17 protein-coding genes and 2 pseudogenes are annotated in these 19950 nt (G+C 70.9%); 8 read left to right on the top strand and 11 right to left on the bottom strand.

The features are described 5' to 3' along the window. The first annotated feature begins 8 nt into the window (after window positions 1–8). The gene (locus C6A87_RS02740) at window positions 9–1175 is read left to right on the top strand and encodes an FAD-binding oxidoreductase (RefSeq protein WP_311115862.1); all 1167 of its coding nucleotides are present in this window, start codon (window positions 9–11) and stop codon (window positions 1173–1175) included. A 24-nt stretch (window positions 1176–1199) separates the two neighbouring features. After that, complete coding sequence (locus C6A87_RS02735) at window positions 1200–2102, top strand: aldose 1-epimerase (RefSeq protein ID WP_311115861.1); 903 nt, start codon at window positions 1200–1202, stop codon at window positions 2100–2102. A gap of 15 nt (window positions 2103–2117) precedes the next feature. Here the strand turns inward: C6A87_RS02735 and C6A87_RS02730 are convergent, their stop codons facing one another. From C6A87_RS02730 to C6A87_RS02710, 6 genes and pseudogenes are all read right to left on the bottom strand, one after another. Continuing rightward, window positions 2118–2507 carry a heat shock protein transcriptional repressor HspR gene (locus C6A87_RS02730; protein ID WP_311115860.1) on the bottom strand — a complete coding sequence of 130 codons (390 nt, stop codon included), beginning with the start codon at window positions 2505–2507 and terminating at the stop codon, window positions 2118–2120. After that, a complete protein-coding gene (gene dnaJ, locus C6A87_RS02725; protein WP_311115859.1) occupies window positions 2489–3670 on the bottom strand; it encodes a molecular chaperone DnaJ in 1182 nt (393 codons plus the stop codon). Before dnaJ ends, C6A87_RS02730 begins: the two co-directional genes overlap by 19 nt. A gap of 45 nt (window positions 3671–3715) precedes the next feature. Next, a pseudogene (grpE, locus tag C6A87_RS02720) lies at window positions 3716–4177 on the bottom strand (nucleotide exchange factor GrpE); the annotation flags it as partial. 31 nt (window positions 4178–4208) lie between these two features. Further along, window positions 4209–4361, bottom strand: coding sequence for a hypothetical protein (locus C6A87_RS29145; protein WP_396836977.1), 153 nt, complete (start codon window positions 4359–4361; stop codon window positions 4209–4211). Next, entirely contained in the window at window positions 4358–6214 is a 1857-nt protein-coding gene (gene dnaK, locus C6A87_RS02715) for a molecular chaperone DnaK (RefSeq protein ID WP_311115858.1), read from the bottom strand. The genes C6A87_RS29145 and dnaK overlap by 4 nt, the downstream gene beginning before the upstream one ends. A gap of 182 nt (window positions 6215–6396) precedes the next feature. Beyond that, on the bottom strand, window positions 6397–6831 hold the full coding sequence (locus C6A87_RS02710) for a pyridoxamine 5'-phosphate oxidase family protein (protein ID WP_311115857.1): 435 nt from the start codon (window positions 6829–6831) through the stop codon (window positions 6397–6399). A 111-nt stretch (window positions 6832–6942) separates the two neighbouring features. Between C6A87_RS02710 and C6A87_RS02705 the strand changes: the two genes are divergently transcribed. The 3 genes from C6A87_RS02705 to C6A87_RS02695 all read left to right on the top strand — a co-directional run bounded on the left by C6A87_RS02705 (window position 6943) and on the right by C6A87_RS02695 (window position 9167). Next, the gene (locus tag C6A87_RS02705; protein WP_311115856.1) at window positions 6943–7500 is read left to right on the top strand and encodes a hypothetical protein; all 558 of its coding nucleotides are present in this window, start codon (window positions 6943–6945) and stop codon (window positions 7498–7500) included. 75 nt (window positions 7501–7575) lie between these two features. After that, window positions 7576–8199 carry a TIGR03085 family metal-binding protein gene (locus C6A87_RS02700; RefSeq protein WP_311115855.1) on the top strand — a complete coding sequence of 208 codons (624 nt, stop codon included), beginning with the start codon at window positions 7576–7578 and terminating at the stop codon, window positions 8197–8199. Window positions 8200–8216: 17 nt separating this feature from the next. Next, entirely contained in the window at window positions 8217–9167 is a 951-nt protein-coding gene (locus C6A87_RS02695) for an LLM class F420-dependent oxidoreductase (RefSeq protein ID WP_311115854.1), read from the top strand. A 213-nt stretch (window positions 9168–9380) separates the two neighbouring features. On the opposite strand, the gene C6A87_RS02690 is transcribed toward C6A87_RS02695, so the two are convergent. Next, the gene (locus C6A87_RS02690; RefSeq protein WP_311115853.1) at window positions 9381–9644 is read right to left on the bottom strand and encodes a hypothetical protein; all 264 of its coding nucleotides are present in this window, start codon (window positions 9642–9644) and stop codon (window positions 9381–9383) included. 40 nt (window positions 9645–9684) lie between these two features. Here C6A87_RS02690 and C6A87_RS02685 point away from each other — a divergent pair, with 40 nt between their 5' ends. Next, the gene (locus C6A87_RS02685) at window positions 9685–10206 is read left to right on the top strand and encodes a hypothetical protein (protein WP_311115852.1); all 522 of its coding nucleotides are present in this window, start codon (window positions 9685–9687) and stop codon (window positions 10204–10206) included. Here the strand turns inward: C6A87_RS02685 and C6A87_RS02680 are convergent. From C6A87_RS02680 to C6A87_RS02665, 4 genes and pseudogenes are all read right to left on the bottom strand, one after another. Continuing rightward, window positions 10203–11714, bottom strand: coding sequence for a dynamin-like GTPase family protein (locus tag C6A87_RS02680; RefSeq protein WP_311118163.1), 1512 nt, complete (start codon window positions 11712–11714; stop codon window positions 10203–10205). The two genes, C6A87_RS02685 and C6A87_RS02680, sit on opposite strands and share 4 nt — an antisense overlap. A 40-nt stretch (window positions 11715–11754) precedes the next feature. Then, window positions 11755–13570, bottom strand: a pseudogene (locus C6A87_RS02675) (dynamin family protein). An 89-nt stretch (window positions 13571–13659) separates the two neighbouring features. Continuing rightward, window positions 13660–14631, bottom strand: coding sequence for an IniB N-terminal domain-containing protein (locus C6A87_RS02670; protein WP_311115851.1), 972 nt, complete (start codon window positions 14629–14631; stop codon window positions 13660–13662). A 261-nt stretch (window positions 14632–14892) separates the two neighbouring features. After that, window positions 14893–15372 (bottom strand): Rv0340 family IniB-related protein, encoded by a 480-nt coding sequence (locus C6A87_RS02665; protein ID WP_311115850.1) that lies wholly within the window; start codon window positions 15370–15372, stop codon window positions 14893–14895. Between the two features lie 172 nt (window positions 15373–15544). Here C6A87_RS02665 and C6A87_RS02660 point away from each other — a divergent pair, with 172 nt between their 5' ends. Then, the gene (locus tag C6A87_RS02660; RefSeq protein WP_311115849.1) at window positions 15545–17386 is read left to right on the top strand and encodes an Hsp70 family protein; all 1842 of its coding nucleotides are present in this window, start codon (window positions 15545–15547) and stop codon (window positions 17384–17386) included. Between the two features lie 8 nt (window positions 17387–17394). Further along, window positions 17395–19926 (top strand): isoniazid response ATPase/transcriptional regulator IniR, encoded by a 2532-nt coding sequence (gene iniR, locus C6A87_RS02655; protein ID WP_311115848.1) that lies wholly within the window; start codon window positions 17395–17397, stop codon window positions 19924–19926. Window positions 19927–19950 lie beyond the last annotated feature (24 nt).

The raw sequence follows: 19950 nt of genomic DNA, 5'->3' as shown, positions 1-19950 counted from the left end.
CGTGCGGCGTGGGACTCGAAGATCGCGAATCGATGCGCATCCTCCGCGACGCGCTCGACGTCGATCGTGGGTCCGATCAGCTGATCGCGGACTTCTACACCCGCTGGTTCGCCTCCGATCTGTCCGCGCGTGACCTCTTCCCACCCGACATGCACAAGCAGCGCGAGGCGTTCTCCCAGGCCATGTGCTGGCTGTGCGACCAGCTCATCGCCCAGCGCGCCGAGGAACCGGTCGCGTTCCTGGCCCAGCTCGGCCGCGACCACCGCAAGTACGGTCTCACCGAGTCGCATTACGCGACCCTGCAGCCGGCGCTGCTCTCCACGCTGCGCACGGCGCTGGCCGACCAGTGGGACCGGCGGCTCGCCGAGGCCGCCGACGACTTCGTCCAGCTCGTCGTCGGGGTGATGAGCGGTGCCGCGAACGCCGAGACCAGCCCGCCGTTCTGCGACGGCACCGTGCTCGAACACCTGCGGCCCACCCGCGACGTCTCGGTGATCCGGTTGAAGATGGACCACGCGCTGGGCTATCACGCCGGCCAGTACGTGCCCGTGCAGGTGCCGCAGTGGCCGCGCCGGTGGCGCTACCTGAGTCCGGCGATCCCGGCCGATCCGCACGGCTATCTCGAGTTCCATGTCCGCTCGGTGCCCGGCGGCATGGTCAGCACCGCCGTCGTCGGCGAGACCAGGCCGGGAGACCGGTGGCGGGTCGCCAATCCACACGGCGCGCTGGAGATCGACCGCGACGGCGGCGACGTGCTGATGGTGGCCGGCAGCACCGGCCTGGCGCCGCTGCGGACGCTGATCATGGACCTGACCCGGTTCGGGGAGAATCCGCGGGTGCACCTGTTCTTCGGCGCGAAGTATCCCTGCGAGCTGTACGACCTGCGCACCCTGTGGGAGATCGCGGCCACCAATCCGTGGCTGTCGGTGACGCCGGTCTCGGAGTTGAACTTCGACCCGCCGTGGGCGGCGGACTATCCCGACGTGACGCCGCCGCGCGGGCTGCACGTGCGCCAGACCGGCCTGCTTCCCGAGGTGGTCACCCGGTACGGCAGCTGGGGCGATCGCCAGATCCTGCTGTGCGGGCGGCCGGAGATGGTGCGGGCCACGAAGTCCGCGCTGATCGCCAAAGGCGCGCCGGCCGACCGGATCCAGCACGATCCGCTGGCCAGCTGAGGCGCCCGTGGCAGGATCGCAGCCATGGACGAGTTCGAAACCGTCACGCTGCGTGATCCGTCGTCACCGCTGACCGCCACCTATGTTCCGGGGGCCGGAATGGTGGCCACCTCCCTGTCCGACTACGGGGTGGAACTGCTCGGTCAGCGCCGGGGGCTGTACGCCTATGTGTCCAACCACAAGACCATGGGCATCCCCATCCTCTACCCGTGGGCCAACCGGCTGAGCAGCAACGGTTACGGCGTCGACGGAGCGGTGGTGACGCTGACCCCGGGCACCGGCGGGGTGCGCACCGACGAGCACGGGGTGCCGATTCACGGCGTCCTGGCCGCCTATCCGGACTGGACGGTGACGACGCTGCTGGAGTCGCAGCTGACCGCCGAGTTGGATTTCGCGGCCCGGCCGGGGTTGCTGGCCAGCTTTCCGTTCCCGCATCTGCTCACCCTGGACGTCACGCTGCAAGACCGGACCCTGACGGTCACCACCACGGTCACCGCGACCACGGGAGCACGGGTGCCGATGTGCTTCGGGTTCCATCCCTACCTGCAGCTGCCCGATGTCCCGCGGGCGCAGTGGACCATCGAGACGCCTGCCATGCGCTACTGCCCGGTCAATGCGTGGGGAATCCCGACCGGCATCGGAGAGCAGCGGGCGGCGAGTTCAGAAGTCCTGGGCGACAAGGTGATCGACGAGGGTTACGACGAGGTCGCCCCCGGCTCGATGTTCGCGCTGTCCGGCGGCGACCGCCGGATCGAGGTGTACTTCGACGAAGGTTTCCCCGCGGCACAGGTTTTCGCGCCGGGCAACGACGACGTGGTGTGCTTCGAGCCGATGGCCGCACCCACCGACGCACTGCGCAGGGGTGGCTACCACGAGGTGCACCCCGGCGAGTCCGCGGTGGCGCGGTTCCGGATCAAGGTCGCCTGACCGAATCGCGCTGCGTCACCGCTGATTGCGCGGCTGCCACACCACCAGCGCGGTGCTCTTGGGGCGTGGCTGGGCGCGCAGTTGCTCCACTTCCTGACTGAGCTCTTTGACCCTCGCCTGAAGCGCCTCGACCTGATTGGTCAGCTCGATGATGCGCTTGATCCCGGCGAGGTTGACGCCTTCGTCCTGTGACAACCGCTGCACTTCGCGCAGCAGTTCGACGTCACGTTGCGAATAGCGCCTTCCCCCACCGGAACTGCGTTGCGGGCTGACCAGGCCGAGCCGGTCGTAGGTCCGCAGGGTCTGCGCGTGCATGCCGGCCAGCTCGGCGGCCACCGAGATCAGGAACGTCCTGGCCTCATTGTTGCGGCCCGAACGGCTGGCGCTCACAGCGCACCGGCCCATCCCGCCCGCGGGTCGAATCCGCCGGCGCGTTCGGCTTTCGCGTACGCCTCCAATGCCTCTGCCGCTTCGCCCTCAAGGTTGGGCGGCACCGCCACCTTCACGGTGACGAGCAGGTCGCCGTGCCCGCCGGAGCGCTTCGGGACGCCGCGACCCCGCACCCTCAGGATGCGGCCGTCGGAGGTACCCTTGGGCACCCGGACGCCGACCTTGCCCTCCAGTGTCGGCACGGAAAGCGTTGTTCCCAATGCCAATTCGTGGAAGCTGACCGGCACGGTCACCGTCAGGTCGTCGCCGTTGCGGCCGAAGACCTTGTCCGGTCGGACGTGGACGGTCACGTACAGGTCACCCGAGGGCGCCCCGCGCAGTCCGGCCTCGCCCTGACCGGCCAGCCTGATGCGCTGGCCGTCCTCCACCCCGGGAGGGATCTGCACATTGATGGTGCGCGTGCGGGTGGTGACCCCGGTGCCCCGGCACTCCTCGCACGGGTGCTCGATGATCGAGCCGCTGCCACGGCATTCGGTGCACGGTTCGGAGAACCCGAACGCGCCCTGGTTCCGGCTGATGACGCCGGCGCCGTTGCAGTTGGGGCACACCTTCGGGCTGGTTCCAGGGCGGGCACCACTGCCGTGGCAGTTGGTGCACGGGGCCGGGCTGGTCAGCCGCAACGGCATCGCCACGCCCTTGGTGGCCTCCAGGAAGCTCAGCTCGGTCTCGGTTTCCAGGTCGTTGCCCCGGCGCGGCCGGGACGGGCGGGGCTGTTGGGCCCCTCGGCCGAACAGGCCACCGAACAGGTCACCGATGTTCGCGCCGCCAGCCTGGCCGGCGGCGTCGAACAAATCGTTGAGGTTGAACTCCTGGCCTTCGCCGCCGAAGCCGCCGAAGCCCCCGCCGCCGCCGCTGTAGCGGCCGCGACCGAACCCGCCGCCTGCGAACAGCCGGCGGGTCTCGTCGTACTCCTTGCGCTTGGCGGGATCGGTGAGCACTTCCTTGGCTTCGGAGGCGGCTTTGTAGCGCTCCTCGGCCTCGGCGTTGCCCGGATTTCGGTCGGGGTGGTTCTCCGCGAGGATCTTGCGGGCGGCCCGCTTGATCTCCTTCTCGTCGGCATCGGAAGCGACGCCGAGCACTTTGTAGAAGTCCTTCTCAACCCACTCGCGTTGGGCCATTTCGCGTCACCTCCTTACCTTGTTGTCACTGTCGTCTGTCGATTCTCATGATTCTGCGGGCTGTTCGGGCTCCGCGTTGGATTTGTCGGGATCGGACGCGCCGGGATCGGTGTCGACGACGCCCACCATCGCGTGGCGGACCACCTGTTCGCCGACCTTGTAGCCGCGTCGCATCACCATGCCGACGACCGGGTGCGTGCCGTCGCCCTCGTGCTGCACGGCCTCGTGCAGCTCGGGGTCGAACACGTCGCCCTCCTCGCCGAAACCGGTGAGCCCCAACCCCTCAAGCGTCGAGACGATCTTGTCCGCGACGGCCTTCAGTGGCCCGGACTCCAGGTCTCCGTGGCTGCGCGCCCGGTCGAGATCGTCGAGGACGGGCAGCAGCTGACTGATCACCGTGGCCTTGGCCCGGTCCGCGATCAGCTGCTGGTCGCGCAGCGACCGCTTGCGGTAGTTGGCGAACTCGGCCTGCACACGTTGCAGGTCGGCGAGCAGCTCGGCTTCCTTGCCGGACTCCTTGTCCGACTCCTCGACGGGTTCACCGGCCGGGGCGGCCGGCGCGGCCCACCGGGGCCGGCCCGGCTGCCGCGGCGTCGCGCACCTGCCCGGTTTCCGGGTCGATGCGCCGCTTGTCGGTGACCGTGATGGGTTCCTCGTCTTTCACACGGTCTCGGTCGACTGGCTCGCTCACTTGCGCTCCTGGTCGTCCTCAACCACCTCGGCGTCGACCACGTCGTCGTTGGACGAACCGGACGGCGCGTCGGCACCGCCGGCGGCCTGGCCGGCCTGCGTGGCCTCGTAGATCGCCTGGCCCAGGGCCTGGCTCTCCTCGCCGAGCTTCTCCATCGCCGACTTGATGGCGCCGATGTCGGTGCCGGCGAGTGCGGTCTTGGCGTCGGCGATCGCGGTGTCGACCTTGGTCAGCGTCTCCTCGGGAACCTTGGAGCCACCCTCGGCCTCGCGCTGTTCCTTGACGAACTTCTCCGTCTGGTAGACCAGCGACTCGGCCTGGTTGCGGACGTCGGCCTCTTCGCGACGCTTGCGGTCCTCGTCGGCGTGCGCCTCGGCGTCCTTGATCATCCGGTCGATCTCCTCCTTGGAGAGGCCGGAGCCCTCCTGGATCTTGATCGTGTTCTCCTTGCCGGTGCCCTTGTCCTTGGCGGTGACGTGCACGATGCCGTTGGCGTCGATGTCGAAGGTGACCTCGATCTGCGGGACACCGCGCGGGGCCGGCGGGATGCCGGTCAGCTCGAAGGAGCCGAGCAGCTTGTTGTGCGCGGCGATCTCGCGTTCGCCCTGGAACACCTGGATCTGCACGGACGGCTGGTTGTCGTCGGCCGTGGTGAAGGTCTCCGAGCGCTTGGTCGGGATCGTGGTGTTGCGTTCGATGAGCTTGGTCATCACGCCGCCCTTGGTCTCGATACCGAGCGAGAGCGGGGTGACGTCAAGCAGCAGAACGTCTTTGACCTCACCCTTGAGCACACCGGCCTGCAGGGCGGCGCCGACGGCGACGACCTCGTCCGGGTTGACGCCCTTGTTGGGCTCCTGGCCACCGGTCATCTCCTTGACCAGCTCGGAGACCGCGGGCATGCGGGTGGAACCGCCGACCAGCACGACGTGGTCGATGTCGCCGACGGCGATGCCGGCGTCCTTGATCACCTGCTGGAACGGCTTGCGGGTGCGGTCCAGCAGATCCTGGGTGATGCGCTGGAACTCCGCACGGGTGAGCTGCTCGTCGAGGAACAGCGGATTCTTGTCCGCGTCGACCGTGATGTAGGGCAGGTTGATCGAGGTGCTCTGCGAGCTGGACAGCTCGATCTTCGCCTTCTCGGCCGCCTCGCGCAGCCGCTGCATCGCCATCTTGTCCTTGGTCAGGTCGATGCCGCTGGTGCCCTTGAACTTGTCGACGAGCCATTCGACGATCCGGTCGTCCCAGTCGTCGCCACCGAGGTGGTTGTCACCCGAGGTGGCACGCACCTCGACCACGCCTTCGCCGATCTCCAGCAGGGACACGTCGAAGGTGCCGCCGCCGAGGTCGAAGACCAGGATGGTCTGCTCTTTCTCGCCCTTGTCGAGCCCGTAGGCCAGCGCGGCCGCGGTCGGCTCGTTGACGATGCGCAGCACGTTGAGGCCGGCGATCTGGCCGGCTTCCTTGGTGGCCTGACGCTGGGCGTCGTTGAAGTACGCCGGCACGGTGATGACCGCGTCGGTGATGTCCTCCCCCAGGTAGCTCTCGGCGTCGCGCTTGAGCTTCATCAGCACACGCGCGCTGATCTCCTGCGGGGTGTAGTCCTTGCCGTCGATCTCGACGGTCCAGTCCGAACCCATGTGGCGCTTCACCGACCGGATGGTCCGGTCGACGTTGGTGACCGCCTGGTTCTTGGCGGGTTGGCCGACCAGCACCTCGCCGTTGCGCGCGAACGCGACGACCGACGGGGTGGTCCGGGAACCCTCTGAGTTCGCGACGACCACGGGGTCGCCACCTTCGAGTACTGCGACCACGGAGTTGGTGGTCCCGAGGTCGATACCGACCGCACGAGCCATGGTTACTGCCTCCTGATTAGAGATCTTGTTTTGAGTCGATCCGGCTCAAGCCTGCTCCTGTCGACACGGCTGTGTCAACTGAAACTTGAGTGTACTCGACTCAACTGTCAGAAGGGTCAACAGGGTCGCGCGGAAAAATGTTCCCGCGGTTCTCCGAGACAGCGAAGGGTGGGGTGTTCGCCTCAGGTCGCGGACGGCGACGCGTCCGGCGCGGACCCGAAGACGAACCTGCGGCCCGTCACGCTGAGGGGCCGGATCCGCACGAAGCGGGTCGGCTCGGGCGTCGGCCAGGACACCAGGCCCGCACCCTCGGCCTCGGCGATCTCGTCCTCGTCGCGCAGGGAGCGTGCGGTGCCCTTGACGATCACGCTCCAGCCCTCGGGTTGCTTGTAATCGTCGGCCTCGAAGAGCACCTCTTTGCTCGTCACCGCCGAGGACAGCTTGGTGCCCTCGGCGGTGCGGAACAGCACGGTGCGCTCGTGGACCACGAAATTCACCGGAAAGATGTGCGCTTCGTCGTCGACGGTGGTGACCAACCGCCCGATCTTCTCGCCGGCGAGCAGATCCCAGCATTCCGACGTGGACAGGATCGAGAACGGCTGGCTCGCTTGCGACATGCGCGTGATGTTAGGCCGCCGGCACCGGGGATTCCATAGCGCCGCGGATCCCCGCCCGACACCGCGAGTCACTTCCGTCACTCCGGTCTCATCCTGCGTACGCTGGACGCGATGAGACTTCAGGTGGCCCTGGCCGGCACGGCGCTGATGTGCGCCGTCGCGCTGGTGGGCTGCCAGTCCTCGATCGACGGCACCGCCACCCGCGGCCCCGACTCCGACTCCCACACCGAGCCGGACTTCCCGACGCCCCGGCAGACCAGGCCGACCGCGCCGCCGTCGACGCCCCCGTCCACCCCGCCGGCACCATCGAGGACACCCGGGCCGTCGGGCGGCGCGGTGCTGCAGCCGCAGAACGGCTACGTGTTCATCCAGACCAAGACGGGCAAGACGCGCTGCCAGCTCAACACCCGCGAGGTGGGCTGCGAATCGGCGTTCACCAATGCGCCGGAGATCGACGGGCTGCCCGCCAACGGCGTGCGCCTCAGCGCCGACGGCGACCTGAGCTGGGTGGTCGGCAATCTCGGGGACATCCCAGCGACCACCCTCGACTACCGCAGCTACTCGGCGGTGGGCTGGACCATCGACGCCGACCAGAACGGCACCCGTTTCACCAACGACGGCACCGGCCACGGCATGGTGATCAGCGTGGAGGGCGTCGAGAGCTTCTGAGACGTTTGACGACGTTTGACGTCGAACGCGTTGCGGGAACATCAGGCGGGTGCGGACACACGAGAAGAAGCAGTCATGACCGTCGCGCGACGCGAGCGGGCCGCCCTGGTGGCGACGTTCCGTGAGCTTGCGCCCGATGCCCCGACGTTGTGCGACGGATGGGATGTGCGGGACCTGACCGCCCACCTCGTCGTCCGGGAGCGACGCCTCGACGCCGCGCCGGGCATCATGATTCCGGCGTTCGCCGACTACACCGAGCGGGTGCAGGACCACGTCGCCGCGTCCACCGACTGGGATGTGCTGCTGGGCCAGGTGGCCGACGGCCCCCCGCTGTACTCGCCGTTCAAGCTGCTCGACCCGATCGCCGGCGTCGCCGAGATGTTCATCCACCATGAGGACGCGCGCCGGGCCCGCCCGGGGTGGGAGCCCCGTCCCCTCGACGAACAGACCACCTCGGCGCTGCGCAGGCCGATCGCGATGATGGCCTGGATGACGTTGCGCAAGGCACCCGCGCGGGTGTCGTTGCAGACCCCGCAGGGCGAGACCGTGGCCGCCGCGGGCCGCGGCCCCGAGGTCACCGTCACCGGGGATCCCGGCGAGCTGCTGATGTTCGCCGCCGGCCGCGACGAGGCACGGGTGAGCCTCGACGGTGCCCCCGACCTGGTCGCGGCGGTCAAGGCCGCCCGCGGCGGGCTCTGAGCCTAGGCTGGACGACCGTGGCCCCGACACACGCTCCCGACTTCCGCATCTTCGTCGAACCGCAGCAGGGCGCGAGCTACGCCGACCAACTCGCCGTCGCGCGCACTGCCGAGGCGGCCGGCTACTCCGCGTTCTTCCGTTCCGACCACTACGTCGCGATGGCCGGCGACGGCCTGCCCGGACCGACCGATTCCTGGGTGACGCTGGCCGGGCTCGCCCGCGAGACGTCGACGATCCGGCTGGGCACGATGGTCACCTCGGCCACCTTCCGCTACCCGGGCCCGCTGGCGATCTCGGTCGCGCAGGTCGACGAAATGAGCGGTGGCCGAGTGGAATTCGGCATCGGCGCCGGCTGGTTCGAGGCCGAACACAAGGCGTACGCCATCCCGTTCCCGCCGGTGGGCGAGCGCTTCGACCGGCTCACCGAACAGCTGGAGATCCTCACCGGCCTGTGGAGCACCCCGACGGGTGAGACCTTCGACTACACCGGGAAGCACTACGGCATCACCGACTCCCCCGCGCTGCCCAAGCCGGCGCAGCGCCCCCATCCCCCGATCATCATCGGCGGGGGCGGTGCGAAACGGACCCCGGCGCTGGCGGCCCGGTTCGCCGACGAGTTCAACATCCCGTTCGTCCCGCTGGACACCCTGACCGAGCAGTACGCCCGGGTGGCGGCCGCGGTCGAGAAGGCAGGCCGTGCCGCGGACTCGCTGACCTACTCGGCGGCCTTCGTGGTGTGCGTCGGCCGGGACGAGTCCGAGATCACGCGGCGGGCCGACGCGATCGGACGCGAGGTGGGCGAACTGCGCGCCAACTCCCCGATGGTGGGCACCCCCGAGGAGGTCGCCGACAAGCTGAGCCCGTTCCTGCAGGCCGGCGTGCAGCGGGTCTACCTGCAGGTTCTGGACATGTCCGACCTCGACCACGTCGAGTTCGTCGCCGAGCAAATCATCCCCCGCATCGGCTGACGACGCGGCCGGGGCACGCCCGCGGCTACTATCGGTGCCCGTGAACAGCCGCGACCGTGACGACGCGCCAGAGGAGCCGCCAGTCGCGTGGCACAACCGTACGTCGACCCTGCTCGCGGCGAGCGTCGCAGGCCTGGCGGCGATCGCGCTGGTCATCACGCTGATCTCCTTTGTCGCGCGCCAGTTCGGTGAGCCCGAGCAGGCGCCGCTGTACTACGTGCCGCCGGCGTCGACGGCCAGCACGACGAAGAAGTCGGGCACCGCGACCACCTCGTCGGGGACGGCGACCACCACGTCGACGATCACCAGCACGAGCCCGCCGATGACCACCGACATCAACCCCGACACCACCACGTCGACCACGGAGTCGCCGACGACCACCAGGAGCACCCGGCCGCCGCGTACCCGCGAGACCGAGGACGGGGAGACGTCGACGTCGCGCAGCCGGCCCAGGACCAACGTGACACGCACGCTCAACCCGGTTCCCTAGCGGGTCCGCGGCCTACTATCGGATCCCGTGGCCCGATACGGCGATTCCGACGATCAGAACTACTCCGACGACGATCCGACCCAGCTCAGCAACTACGGGACGAGCGGAGAGTACGGCTACGACCAGCTCCCGCCCGAGGACGGGGCCGCGACCCCCTGGTACCGCAAACCGGCGGCGCTGGTGGCGCTGGGTGCGGCCGGCGTACTGCTGATCGCGCTCATCGTCTTCGGCCTGGCCCGCGTCATCACCGGTGATTCCGATCCCGAGACCGCGACGACCACCCCGTTGACGCCGCTGACCACGACGACGGCTCCCGCGGTCGCGCCCCCGGCCACGGTGACCGAGACCGCGACGGCCACCAGCGAACAGGTGACGCCGACGACCACCACCGAGCCCACGACCACCACGACCACGCCCACCACCACGACGACGACGCCGACCACCACGACGACGCCGAGCACCTCGGTCAGCACCAGCACCAGCACGATCACCCAGACCGAGACGCAGACCGAGACGGTCACCGAGCCTCCGGCGCCGCCCTCCCCCTAGCCGCCCGTCTCAAGTCGAGCCCGGGCGTACTCCGCGATCAGCGCTTCGGCGCTGCGTACCGCGGCCCGGCACGCCCTTGCGGTGAACGGGTCGTTGAGTGGGTGTTCGGCGCGCCGGCGCCACCGCTGGGCGGCGGCGAACGCGGCCCGCGGACCGTCGTCGAGCGCGTCGGGTGACAGGCCCAGCCTGCTGGCGCCGCCGGTGCCCGAGCCGCCGATCAGCCGCCGCAGTGAGGCCATCTCGTCGTCGTTGAGAGTGGTGGGCCGCGACCGCAACTGGCTCAGCAGCCGCAGTTCCTCGAACGCGTGGGTGTCGGCCAGCAACGGCTCGATGTCGGCGAGGATCCGCGGCGTGCCGTAGATCGGATTCTGCTGCACGAACCGGCGCAGCGACAGCATCGCGGTGTGCGCCTTGAGCAGGTCGGAGCGCTGCGCGAACTGCTGGTCGATCACCTCGCGCAGCGCGAGCAGCCCGCTGCGCTCCAGCAGTTCGTCGGCCAGCGCCACCGAGTCGCCGACCCCGGCCCGCAGCGCCGCGATCGCGATCCGGATGCCGAACATGCCGAACCGGTCCAGCAGTTCGGCTCTGGCCGCTGCGCCGACCGGCAACTGCGGGTCTTCGCGGCCGAACCGGTCGACCGACAGCATCGCCTTGGCCAGCTCGGCCGGCTCCATCTCGGAGAGCTTCTTGAGCGCGACGTACTCGCTCTGGCGAAGCGTGCGCGCGGTGAGCGCGAGCAGCCCCGACACCGGCACGACGGCCTGGCAGATGCCGGTGCGTTCGAGCTCGGCGGTGAAGCGCTGCGCGACGTCCTTGGCCGACATCATCGCGTCGATCCGGCCCGCGCCGATCTCGTCGGCCCTCGATGCCACGCCGATCACGCCGAGCGCCCCGGCCGACCCTCCGACCAGCTGGCCGATCTGGCGCAGCAGTGCGATGTCGGCGGCGTTGAGCGTGCGCAGCAGGAACACCACCGCGTCGACCCGGGGCACCCCGTCGGCTGGTACCAGCAGCTGCAGGGTCCTGGCCGAGACGTCGCGGGACAGCGACGACGTGCCGGGGGTGTCGATGATCGTCGCGTCGACCAGTTCGGCCGCGGGCCATTCCACGTCGAGGTCCACCACGGCGTCGGCGTCCAGGCCCGCGAACTCGAAGGTCAGGCCGCGGGCCGGTCCGGTCCGGCCGCGGATGACGGGCACGTTGGCGCGCCGTCCGCCGCGCAGGTTCGCGGTCACCTTCGGGGTGGGACCGTGCCGGAACCAGGTGACGATGCGCGTCGCCTCGGTGGCGTCGGTCGGGGCGATCTCGTCGCCGACCAGCGCGTTGACCAGTGTCGACTTACCGGACTTCAGGGTTCCGGCCAGCGCGATGCGGATCGGTTCGTTGAGCCTGCGCCCGATCCGCTCGAGCTCGGCGTGCACGTCCGGCCGGGCGCGGTAGGCGGGATCGGACCGGTAGGCGGCGATGGTGCCGCCCAGGATCGCCCGCACGCGGTCGCTGGTGCTCAGGGTTCACCGTCCGGGTCGCTCGGCTGCTGACCGTTCGAGCTTAGTGAGGTTGCGCGTCCGGGCTCTGCGCGTGGTCGAGGACCTGCCGCAGGATGCCGAGCTGACGTTCGAGTTCCCTGACCCGGCCGGACGTTCGGTCTCCTCCAGCTTGGCCGCGGCGAGCGTGGCCTGCAGCGATTCGTTCAGCGAGCGGGTGGTCTGGTCGGCGATCGCGCGGTAGTGGTCACGGAGCTGACGCTGGATTCCCTTGAGCCGGTCCCGGGACTCCTTGCCGACCACGAACGCGACGTCGTCGACGAAGCGCCGCACGTTGGCCTTGGCCTCGCTGCGCACCCGCAGCATCCGGTTCTCCATGTCCTCCTTGTAGGCCTTGCGGCCCAGCACGAAGCCCGCCCCCAGCGACAACGGGTTGAACATGCCCAGCCCCGCGAACGACGTCAGCATGCCGAACATCAGCACGCCGCCGTAGGAGCCCCGCATCCCGGTGACGACCTTGTGCCCGAACTTCAGCGGCTTGGCCTCCAGTTGGGCCACCGACCGGAATTCGCCGACGTCGGCGCCCATCTCGCGGGCGTCGATCGACGGCATCCGCACCGCGTCCAGTCCGGCCTCGCGGAACGTACGGGCGACCTCGGCGGCCAGTGCCTCGGCGCGCTGATAGGCCCACACGAAGTTGTCGCCGACGGCGGTGGCGACCGCGTCCTCCAGTTCGGCGCCGATCGCGGCCCAGTTCTGGGTGGGGTCGCAGCCGTCGATCACCTGCTCGGTGTGAAAGGTGATGGTGCGGAACCGGTGTCGCAGGTCGTGGTCGACGTCGGCGGTCAGGTCGGCGATGCCGTCGGTGAGCACCTGCTGCCACAGCGCGGTGTGCTGCAGCGCGTCCTGCGCCTCCTGCTTGCGGCGTTCCAGGTCGGCGGTGAGCCGTTCCCGGGTGTGCGGGTCGTTGAGCGCCGACAGTTCGGACTCCGCGGCGAGCTTCAGGTGTTCGGCGGCCGCGCGCACTTCGCCGACCACCTGTTCGCGGACCCGGTCTCGGCGCCGCCCAGCACCTCGTCGGACAGGAACTTCACCAGCGCCGGAAAGTTCGACTCCTCGTTGAGTTCCTTGTCGTTGAGCGCGACGGCGTGGCCGCGCAGCGTCGAGGACACCGGGACCAGCGGTGTGTCGATGCCTGCGCGCCGCAGGTGCGCGCGGTTGGCGTCGACCACCTGCCGCCAGTGCGGGTACAGGTCGGTCTTGGTGGCGACGAGCAACGCGACCGGGCAGATCTCCAGCGCCTGCCGGATGAAGGTCATCTCCGGCTCGGTGAACTCCTGGCTCGTGTCGCTGATCATCAGCATCGCGTCGGCGTCGGGCAGCAGCCCCAGCGTCGCCGACAGGTGCGGCTGGCTGTGGCCGCCGACGCCCGGGGTGTCGACGAACGCGAGGCCGCCTTTGAGCAGCGGGCTCGGCGCGTTCACCTCGACGCGCAGTACCTCACGGCCGCGGGCCTGGGGTGCCCGCCGCAGGTCGGTGCCGAGGTCGGCGGTCGGGATCTCGACGAGTTCGGGTTCCTGGCCGTCGGGCCGGGCCAGGACCAGCCGGGCCGAGGGCTGTTCGCCGTAGGACACGACGGTGGGCAGCACGGTCGATTCGTCGTCCCCGACCCGCGCGACGGGCATGTTGAGCAGCGAATTGAGCAGCAGACTCTTGCCCTGCTTGAGCTGCCCGGCGATCACCACCCGGATCTGCGGGTCGCCGAGGCGTGTCCTGGCCCGCTCCAGGCGATCGGCCAGATCGCCGCGCCCCTGGGCGTGCGCGATCTTGCCGGCGTGGTCGATCAGCTCGACGATCACCGGGTCGGCAGGCTGCGTCATGGTGCCTCTCTGGTTGCTGCGCGTGGTTCACACGGTAGGCGCGCCGACCGGCGGGAACCATCGCGGTTCCCGCCGGTGGCGCAGGTGGATCAGAACGCGTCCAGCGCCGCCAGGGTGTCGTTGTGCGACGCGATGTCGGTGTCGATTCCCGTCTCGATGCCGGTGACGTTGCCCGAGAACAGGTCGGTGTCGGTCACGTTGCCCGAGCCGACGTTCGACTCGGAGGTCGAGATGTCGGTCTGCACCGACGTGTGCACCGAGCTGTCCTCGACATTGCGGCTGCCCACATCACCGTCGATCTGGGTTCCGGTGTTTACGTCGTTGTCGGTGATGATGATGCCGCCGCCGTTGCCGCCGGAGCCGCCGACCGCGTTGCCTCCGCCGATGCCGATGAGGCTGCCGCCACCGTCGGCGCCGCCGCCGTTGCCACCGCTGGTGTCGACGTCGTTGAGCACCGGGGCGTCGTTGTCGGTGATCAGGTCACCGCCTGCGGTCTTCGAGTTGTCCTCGACCTCGTTGTCCTTGCCGACGACGACGTTGGACCCGGAGCCAGCCAGGATGTCGCCGTTGCTGGTGGTGTTGCCGTCGCCGAGCACGGCGCCGTCACCGCTGACGATGTCGCCGCCGTTGTCGCCGTCGACCACGACGCCGCCGTTGGTCGCGGTGTTGCTGGTCTTGTCGCCGAACGTGATGTCGCCGAAGCCGAGGTTGAACCCGCCGTTCTGGGCGTTGGCGCCGGCGTCCTGGACCGGGCTGGCCACCGGCACGTTGGTCTCCGGGGCGAAGGTCGGGGCCCACGAGGTCTGCGGGGAGAACGGGGAGGCGAAGTTGGACGCGAGCTGGTGGTGGTCGGCGACCGCGCGCTGCAGGCCGACGATCGGATCGCCGCCGCCGAGCGCGTAGCCGGCCGGAGCGGCGGTGGCGGCCACCGACGCCAGCTGTGCGGCGGTCACGTTCGGCAGGCCGGCGTCACGCAGCGCGCCGTCCGGGTCGGCGATGAACGTCGCCGCCGACGCGGGGCTGCGGAACAGGTCGAGGATGAAGTCGATGATGGCGTTCATAACTTTGCCCTTTCTGGTGTTTCGCCGTGCATCCCGGCGAGCTGAACACCACGCTATGGACGTCGCGACAGCCTGGAAACGGGGCTCGCGCCTATCCCCGCGCGGGGTTCACTAGGGGTTCACAGCCGCCCCCAGTAGGGGATTAGGGGGTATACCGGGGGTCGGTCTGGGGCTGGCGTTCCGGCGCGGAGCGCACACCAAAAAACCCGCAGGAACCGGGGTTCCTGCGGGTGGTGGAGGTGCCGGTGGGCCGCCCGCGCGCTAGTCGAACAGGTCGAAGCCGGAGGCCGTGTCGTCGTCGCCGGCGTCGAACCCGGCAACGGTGTGCCAGTCCTCGCCGAGCTCGAACGGTGCAGCCACATCGATCTGGTCGTCGACCGGCGCGTCGATCACCGGGTCGTGCACCTGCACCGTTGTCGGCACATCGAGCAGGTCGACGGTCTCCGGCGCGGGATCTTCGGCGTCGATGACCACGCGCTGGGGCAGCGGCTCATCAGGCAGGTCGAACGCGTCGAAGGCGGCGGTCGCCGCGCCGCTGGCCCACACGTTGTCCGCCGGGGCGGCCGGCGCGTTGTGCGACAGCGACTCGGTGACGACCGGGATCAGGTTCTGCACGTCAGCGCTGGTCACCTCGGTCAGACCGGCGTCGGTGAGCGCCCCGGCGGGATCGGCCGCATAGCGCGCGGCGGCGTCGGGATCCCGCACCAGCGTCATCACGAAGTCCAGCAGTGCGTTCGCCATGGCTCGATGCTAAGCGCGTCGACTGCGTTCCGGATCGGTGAACAGCCCAACTCCGCAAGGAGGGCATTAGGGGATGGAAGATTAGGGGGTCGACGCCATTAGGGGCAGGTTCCCCGGCCGAGGCGATCTCAGCCGCTAAGGTATTCAGCGGTCCAGACAGGAAAGAGCCCACATGACTGAACCGCTGGGGTTGTCGATCGGCATGACGAACCTGGTCGCGGCCCGCGTGGGTCGCGCGCCCGTGACGCGACGATCCATCCTCAATCTCTTCGGCGACCGCCCTCCCGAGTTGGGGGTGGCCGCCGAGATCTCCGGCTCCACCGAACCCGCGCTGGTGCTGACCGGCTTCGTGGAGCGGGTGGGCGACCCCGTCCCGCTGGTCGCCGCGGACGGCTCGGCCCACCGGGGCGAGCAGGCCCTGGCCCAGGCTCTCGACACCCTCGCACGCTTGGTCGGCGGCGGCGCACCGGTCACCGTCGCGGTGCCCGCGCACTGGGGCCCCGGCACCGTCGGCGCGCTGCGCGGCGCACTCCGCGCCGTGCCGTACCTGTCCCCCGGCGGTGTCCCGCCCGCGCTGATCCCGGACGCGACAGCGGCACTCGCCGCGCTGCGCACCGCGCCGGGCCTGCCGAACCAGGGCGCGATCGTGCTGGTCGACCTCGGTGGCAGCGGGTCCAGCATCACGCTGGCCGACGCCGCGGCCGGCGGCGCGATCATCGGCCAGACCGTCCGCTACCCCGAGTTCTCCGGCGACGCGATCGACCAGGCGCTGCTCGACCACGTGCTCGCCGGCATCGCAGCCGCCGAGAACCCCGATCCCGAAGGCACCGCGGGCACCGCGGCGGTCGGCCCGCTGGCCCGTCTGCGGGACGAGTGCCGGGCGGCCAAGGAACGGCTCTCCGCCGAGACGGCCACCGCGGTCCCGGTCGCGCTGCCCTCGTTCACCTCCGACGTGCGGGTCACCCGGCCCGAGCTCGAGCAGCTGATCGCCGAGCCGCTGGCCGGACTGCTCTCCGCCATCGAGGACACGTTGCAGCGCAACGGCATTGCGGCCGCCGACGTTTCGGCGGTGGCCACCGTCGGCGGCGGCGCGGCCATCCCGCTGGTGACCCAGCGGCTGTCCGAACGCCTGCGCGCACCGGTCATCACCACGCCGGCCCCGATGCTGGACGCCGCTGCGGGCGCGGCGCTGGTCGCCAACCAGGGCCTGGTCGCCGATGCGCCCACCGGGATGGCGCCCGCGGCCGACGTGCCCACCGCGATGGGACCCGCGGCGTGGGCGGCAGGCGTGGGCGGCCAGGCGGCGACCCAGTCCGCCGGTGACGGCGCGCCGTCGGCGACGTTCCGCGCGCTGGCGTGGTCGCAGGACGACGACGCCGGAGATCCGTTGCCCTACACCGGCGGGGACTACACCGCCGCCGCGGCCTATGCGGACCCGGCGGGCACCGCCGCGCGTCCGGCGATGGATTTCACCCCGCAGGACGAGGTCTACGCCGACGATCTGGCGCCGCTGCCCTGGTACAAGCGCCCGCCGGTGCTGTTCGGCGCGGCGGCCGCCGCGGCGCTGCTGGCCGTGGGCGGGCTGGCGGTGACCCTGACCAGCTCGGAGACCGATCCGGGCACGGTCACCGAGACCGCGACCCCGCCGAGCGAGACCGCCCCGGTGGAGTTGCCGCCGCCGGTCACCACCGTCACCGTCGGACCCGACGGCGTCGCGACCACCACGGTCAGCCAGCCGCCACCGCCGCCTCCGCCGCCGCCGGCCAGCACGACGACCACGACGGCCACCACCTCGCCGACCACCACGACGACGACGACCACCACGACCACCACCACGTCGCCGACCACGACGACGACGCGGACCACGACCACGCGCCCGACCACCACGCCGCCGACGACGCCACCTCCGACGACGACACCCCCGCCTGCGCCCACCACGGTCGAGCCGGTACCGGAACCCGTCGACCCGCCCGATCCGATCATCACGACCGTCATCCCCGACCCCGGCGCCTGACCGCGGCGATGACCGGTCCGGCGACGCCGCGACACACCGATCTGCCCCCTGCAGCGCGGGAGGCCGTCGCGGCGGTCGAGACAGCTCCGCACGCGGCGCACAAGCTCGTCGTCACAGGCGGGGTCGGCACCGGTAAGTCCACGGTGCTGACGGCGGTGCGCGCGGTGTTGCGCGCGGCTGGGCGCCCTGTGTCGTCGCGCCCGCGCGGGTCCGGCGACCCGGCCGAGGCCGCCACGGTGGTCGACGACACCCACCTGCTCGACGCCGCCGAACTCGCACAGCTCACCGAACTGGTCGCCGACCCGACGGCGACGGTGGTGATCGCCACCCAACCACTGGCCCACCACCGGCCGTTGCGCGACCTCGTCACCGCGCTGGAACGTGAGCGGCCGGCCGTGACGCTGGGCCCTCTCCCCACGGTCGAGGTCGGCCGGGTCTCCGCTGCCGCACTCGGGGTGCCGGCGACGCCGGAACTGCTGCGCGCGTTGATGTCCACGACGGCCGGGCTGCCGTTCCTGTTGCGGCCGGTTCTCGCCTCGGCGGCCGACGGCGACGCGGCGATGCGCCGGGCGGCCCGGTTCGGCCTCATCGAACGGCTGCGTGGCTGCGACGAACGCCTGCTGGACACGTTCGTGGTGGCGTCGCTGAGTGCCGATCTCGGCCCCGACGACGTCGCCGCCGCACTCCGCCTGCCCTCCGAGGACGCGCTGGCCAGCGTCGACCAGGCCCGCGCCAGCGGGCTGATCGAGCCGTCGCATCCGCAGGCATTTCGGCACACGATGCACCACGCGGTGGCCCAGATCGTCGGCGCGGCAAGACATCACGACATCGAAGTGTCGGTGCTGGTGTCCCAGCTCGAATTGCGGACGCTGACAGCCGATCTGGCCCTGCGGCTGGCCGAGCACGGGCTGCGTGACGAACGGCTGGCCGCCGCGCTGGGTGATCTGGCCGCCCACGCCCGCGACCATCCGGCCCGCACCGCGCGCCTGTACCGGGCCGCGGCCGACGCCGGCGCGACGACCTCGAGTGCGCAGCTGGCCGACGCGCTGGCGCTGACCGGGGACTGTGCCACCGCAGGCCGGATCGCCGACGACCTGCTGAGCGCCCCCGACCCGGGCGAACGGGCCGCGGCGGTCCGGATCGCGGCGAGTATCGCGCTGCACGACGGCAGCGCGGCACAGGCGCACGGGCTGTTCGGCTGGCTCGGGCCGGTCCCCGATGCGGTGCTGGGCGCCGCGGCCACCATCGCGGCTGTCGCGGCGGGCGACGCCGCGGCGGCCCGGACCGTCGCCGCCACGCCTGCTCCGGGCCCACCGACCTCGACCGCCCGGGCGGCGGCCGGCCTCACCGACGGCTTGGTGATGACGCTGGCGCAGCCCTATCCCGTTGCGGTCGCGAAGTTGAGTCAGGCCCTCGGCACCGACCTGGGCCTGGCCACCACCCTGCCCGACTCCCCTGCCGCGCTGGTGACGCTGGCCGCGCTGCACGCCGGCGATCCGGTGCGTGCCCGCAGTGTGGCCGGGCGCGCCGTGCACGCCGATGCCCAGCGCCCGCCGGCGGATGTCGCGTTCGTCACGCTGCGGCACCGGCTGCTGCAGGGCTGGGCCTCCATGCAGGACGGCCGGCTGCACGCCGCGGCCGCCGCAGCGCGGCCGGGCGGGGTGGCCGATCCGCACCGCCGCGACGCGCTGTGGGCCGCGGCGCTGCAGACCGGGGTGGCGCGGCGCGCGGGTGACAGCGGCGCGATGCAGAAGCACTGGTATTCGGCCGTGGAGGTGCTCGCCGAGTGCTCGGTCGACGTGTTCATGGTGCTGCCGGTGGGCGAGCTCTGGATCGCCGCGGCGCGGATGCGCCAAGTCGACCGGCTGCGCCACGTCCTCGACGAGCTGTTCGCGCTGCTCGGCGCGCTCGGCGATCCGGTGCTGTGGGCGGTGCCGCTGCACTGGGCCGGCGTCCACGCGGGCATCCTCGCCAATGCACCCGACGCGGTGGCCCCGCACGGGCAGGCGCTGACCGCCGCGGCGCCGCACTCTCCCTTCGCCCGCGCGCTGGCCACCGCGGGCCGGACCTGGCTCAAGGTGCTGGCCAACCAGGTGGAGGTGGACGAGGTCACGGCCGCCGCCCGCGCGCTCACACAGTTCGGCCACACCTGGGACGCGACCCGGCTGGCCGGACAGGCCGCCCTCCAGACCGACGACCCGCGCATCTCGCAGGCGATGCTGCAGCTGGCCCGCGACCTGAAACACACCGTCGCCGCGGACGTGCCGGACACCGCATCCGACGGCGAATCCGCCGCCGCCGCCGCGGCACCCCCGCGGCCGGCGCGGCCCGCCGCAGCACACCTGTCCGACCGGGAGCGCGAGGTCGCCGAACTGCTCCTGCAAGGCCTGCCGTATCGCGATATCGGGTCGCATCTGTTCATCTCGGCGAAGACCGTCGAGCATCACGTGGCCCGAATCCGGCGGCGGCTGGGCGCCGAATCCCGCTCCGAGTTGCTCTCGATGCTGCGCGCGCTGATGGACTCGCCGGACCGCGACTGACCGCTCCGATTCCCGGGTTAGGTC

It is taken from the genome of Mycobacterium sp. ITM-2016-00317 (assembly GCF_002968295.1).
Taxonomy (GTDB): Bacteria; Actinomycetota; Actinomycetes; order Mycobacteriales; family Mycobacteriaceae; genus Mycobacterium.
The sequence above is the reverse complement of the archived record's forward strand: the minus strand, read 5'-3'. Positions and strand labels throughout refer to the sequence as shown.

What these genes read in the sequence shown, in the direction of transcription:
- C6A87_RS02665 (WP_311115850.1), bottom strand. Translation starts at nt 15,372, where the DNA reads ATGGCGAACGCACTGCTGGACTTCGTGATGACGCTGGTGCGGGATCCC.
- C6A87_RS02710 (WP_311115857.1), bottom strand. Translation starts at nt 6,831, where the DNA reads ATGTCGCAAGCGAGCCAGCCGTTCTCGATCCTGTCCACGTCGGAATGC.
- C6A87_RS02705 (WP_311115856.1), top strand. Translation starts at nt 6,943, where the DNA reads ATGAGACTTCAGGTGGCCCTGGCCGGCACGGCGCTGATGTGCGCCGTC.
- dnaK (WP_311115858.1), bottom strand. Translation starts at nt 6,214, where the DNA reads ATGGCTCGTGCGGTCGGTATCGACCTCGGGACCACCAACTCCGTGGTC.
- C6A87_RS02660 (WP_311115849.1), top strand. Translation starts at nt 15,545, where the DNA reads ATGACTGAACCGCTGGGGTTGTCGATCGGCATGACGAACCTGGTCGCG.
- C6A87_RS02700 (WP_311115855.1), top strand. Translation starts at nt 7,576, where the DNA reads ATGACCGTCGCGCGACGCGAGCGGGCCGCCCTGGTGGCGACGTTCCGT.
- C6A87_RS02670 (WP_311115851.1), bottom strand. Translation starts at nt 14,631, where the DNA reads ATGAACGCCATCATCGACTTCATCCTCGACCTGTTCCGCAGCCCCGCG.
- dnaJ (WP_311115859.1), bottom strand. Translation starts at nt 3,670, where the DNA reads ATGGCCCAACGCGAGTGGGTTGAGAAGGACTTCTACAAAGTGCTCGGC.
- C6A87_RS02735 (WP_311115861.1), top strand. Translation starts at nt 1,200, where the DNA reads ATGGACGAGTTCGAAACCGTCACGCTGCGTGATCCGTCGTCACCGCTG.
- C6A87_RS02730 (WP_311115860.1), bottom strand. Translation starts at nt 2,507, where the DNA reads ATGGGCCGGTGCGCTGTGAGCGCCAGCCGTTCGGGCCGCAACAATGAG.
- iniR (WP_311115848.1), top strand. Translation starts at nt 17,395, where the DNA reads ATGACCGGTCCGGCGACGCCGCGACACACCGATCTGCCCCCTGCAGCG.